General features: G+C 61.7%; 3 protein-coding genes. All 3 read right to left on the minus strand.

Annotated elements, in window-relative coordinates:
• A partial coding sequence (locus tag LH128_RS24705) for a tyrosine-type recombinase/integrase (RefSeq protein ID WP_008832421.1) occupies positions 1 to 494 on the minus strand: 494 nt, incomplete at its 3' end.
• Entirely contained in the window at positions 491 to 1,846 is a 1,356-nt protein-coding gene (locus tag LH128_RS24710; RefSeq protein ID WP_008832422.1) for a tyrosine-type recombinase/integrase, read from the minus strand. The genes LH128_RS24710 and LH128_RS24705, both read right to left, overlap by 4 nt.
• Positions 1,843 to 3,075, minus strand: coding sequence for a site-specific integrase (locus LH128_RS24715; protein ID WP_008832423.1), 1,233 nt, complete (start codon positions 3,073 to 3,075; stop codon positions 1,843 to 1,845). Before LH128_RS24715 ends, LH128_RS24710 begins: the two co-directional genes overlap by 4 nt.
• Between the last annotated feature and the right edge of the window lie 112 nt (positions 3,076 to 3,187).

Genomic DNA, 3,187 nt, shown 5'->3' on the forward strand with positions numbered 1-3,187 from the left:
TCCTGGATGCGCGCGCCGCTGTTATATAGGAACGAGAGTAGCACGTGGTCGCGCATTCCCTCGATTGTCGACCGGTCGGGCTGAGCAAGGATCGCTTCGACCTCCTCCGGCTCGAGATAGCAGGGTGCAACGGTAGGCTCCCGCTTGAGCGGGACGGTCAGGACCTCGGCGCATTGCGCGATGTATTCGGGATCCTTGTCAGCCACGAAGCTGAAGAAGCTGCGGATCGCGGCGAGCCGGCAGTTGCGTGTACCGATCGTGCCCCTGCGCCCATGCTCGGTGTGGTGGAGGAACGCGCGAACCTCTCCGGCCGAGACGTCGGCCAGCATGATCCGCGCGACCCCGCCGCCCTTTCGCTCCGCGATGAACCGAAGCAACAACCGCCAGGTGTCGCGGTAAGACCGGATCGTATGGACAGATGCACTGCGTTGCTCAGCCAACCATTCCTGAAAGAACGCCCGCAACAATGCGGGGAAGAGATTGCCCTTCGTCATGACCGCGCCTCCATCGTGAGGCATCGGGCGCCGACGGTCCGGAACCGCTCGCTTGCTTCCTGCAGCAGGTCCTGCGTGACGGTGATGTAGACCAGCGTGGAGTTGATGTCCCGGTGGCCCATGTAGGTGGAGAGGAAGCGCAGTTTGTCCTGCGGATTGACGCCGGATCGATACCATTGAAGGATCCGGTTCACGACCATCGAGTGGCGCAGGTCATGAACACGCGGCCCTGTCCGCCCGGTCGGGGCCTTGAACCCGGCACGGCGCATGACGTTGGTGATCATCGTTGAGACCGTCACCGGGGTATAGCGATCATTGAAGTGCTCGTGCCAGAAGAGCCCGGACCGAGGATCCTGTGGGGCGCCAGCGCGCCGCCTTGCATCGATATAGGCCCGTAATTCGGCCATGACGCTGCCGGTTAGCGGCAATATCCTGGTCTTGTAGAACTTCGTTTCCCGCACTGTGATCGTGTCTGATTGAAGATCGACGTCACCCAGATCGAGCCCGGCGAGTTCACTACGGCGCAGTCCGGCACAATAGGCCAGAACCACCATGGTGTAGAGAACCATCGGCCGCAGCGGCGCGTCCGGCGACGGATAGGAGCGGGCAACGTCGAGCATCTGCCGAACGTCGGCCGGGCTGAAGATGTGCGGTCGTCGATGCTCTCGTGCCACTTCCCGCTCGGGACGGGCGTTGAAGCGTTTCGGTGGGATGCTGGGATCAAGGCGATACCGCGCCTTAGTCAGGAGGCGCCCGAGCTTCTGGCATTCAGCCGCGTGATTGCGGGTCAGCTTGGCAGTTGCCCAGCGCGCCAGCATCGTCTCAAGCGATGCCCCTGTCAGTTCCGGGGTCGCCTGGAGGAACCGATCGAACCGCAATAACCAGTGAGCCTGAGTCTCATACTGATACCCCCGGCTCCGCATCAACGCGACATGCTCACGCATGAAGTCCCCCAGCGAGCTGCCGAAGGGCGCGGGGCGTCGCAATGCGGCCAGGGCTCCGTCGGGATTTGCGGAAGCCAGCGCTCGCCAGATCGGCTTGCTTTGTTTGACGTTGTATTGACGGCGAAGCACGGCAACGGGATTATCTGCGATCAGCCCGATTTCGACGAGGTGGTCGAGGAAGCGATCGACAATGCAGACCTGGTTGAGCAGCGTCGGCATTCGCCAACGTTTTTCCATTTCCTTCAACCAGACTTCGAGCATCTGCCGGTCGACCGCCGGATGACGCTGGGCTACATTCTCGAAGCTGCGAAGGAACCAGCGATAAGTCGGCCTGCTTCCCTGCCGGAACTGCGATTTTTCCAGGAAGGCGTCGATGACCGTGCGATCGGGATCGTGCCAGGCGCTCATGGCAGCACCTCCGATCCGGGCACGTCGAGCGCCACGGCTCGGAGATCATCTGTCGCCAGCTTGAGATAGGCGTTGGTGGATTCGGTGGATCGATGTCCGAGCACGTCGCCGATGATCTTTTGCGGGACCGACGCCCGCAGCATTTCGACCGCCCGCGCGTGGCGAAAGACATGCGCTCCTCGCTTTCCCGGCGGCTCGACGCCAGCGGCTGACAACCGCCCGCGGATCATGCCATACAGGTTTGTCATTGCGATATAGGGCGCGCAGGACCGGATGAAGATTTCCCGCCCCTCAACCTGGGGGCGCCCATTACGCAGATAGTCGAGGAGCGCCTCACCAACGGGCGCCAATAGCGGCAAGTAGGAGTACGCATTGGTCTTGGTGTGACGGATACGCAGGGCTTCTCCGCGCCAGTTCACGTCTTCAAGCCGAAGGCGACAGATCTCACCTTCGCGCAACCCATATGTGGCAAGCAGTTGAAGTACCGCAAAATCGCGCAGTCCCCGCGGCGATCCATCCTTCTTCGTCGCCGCCAGCACCGCGGCGATTTGGCGCCTGTCCAGCGTCGAGGGCACGTCTTCATAGGCGTAGAGCATGGGGCCGATGATGTGCGGCGTGAGATCCATCGGGATGCGCCTCGTCCGATGCAGATACCGCACCACCGACCGGAGCCGCTCAGCGACATCGGCCAATGATTTGCGCCGTAATCCAGGGGCGCGCATGTCCATGTAGAGATCGACCTCCCCGATGCTCAAGGTGTCGAGGCTGGCGGCCCCGCCCCGTTCGAACTGCCATCGCAGGAAGTTCCGTGCCTCCCACAGAAGCGCCGAGATGGAAGCGCTTGCCAGACCGCGCTCGTCGCGCAGCCATGCCTCGTATTCGCAGCAGATCGCCTGCCGATACGCGGTTTCCGGTTCGGTCATCTCTGGCTCGGGCGGCCATTTGCCTTGGGCAAGCCGGAGCAGTTTGTTGATCGATGTGCGGGGCAACATCTGCCAGCGCGCACAGGGAGGCCGCCCGTACTGGGCTTCGAAATCCTGAACTGCATAGGCAAGATACTGATCGACCTGCGCCAGCGTCACAGTTTCCACCTGCACGCCGCACTCGGCCAGATAATCGAGAAACGCGCGGGCGTACAGGCGATGGTTCGCTACGACCACCGGGTTATAATTCTGCGTCGTGAGCAAATTCGAGAGTTCGGCGATCAACTCGTCGTGCAATTTCAACATGCTTTTATCCTCAGCTGGTCCAGAGACCGCCGAGGTTCGCAATCAAAATAATGCGCAGCAACATCGCCCCGCATTAGGAGAATCCACGTCGCTGCCGCGTTCCTTCACATTA

Origin of the sequence: Sphingomonas sp. LH128 (assembly GCF_000293195.2) — a bacterium.
Classification (GTDB): Bacteria; Pseudomonadota; Alphaproteobacteria; order Sphingomonadales; family Sphingomonadaceae; genus Novosphingobium; species Novosphingobium resinovorum_A.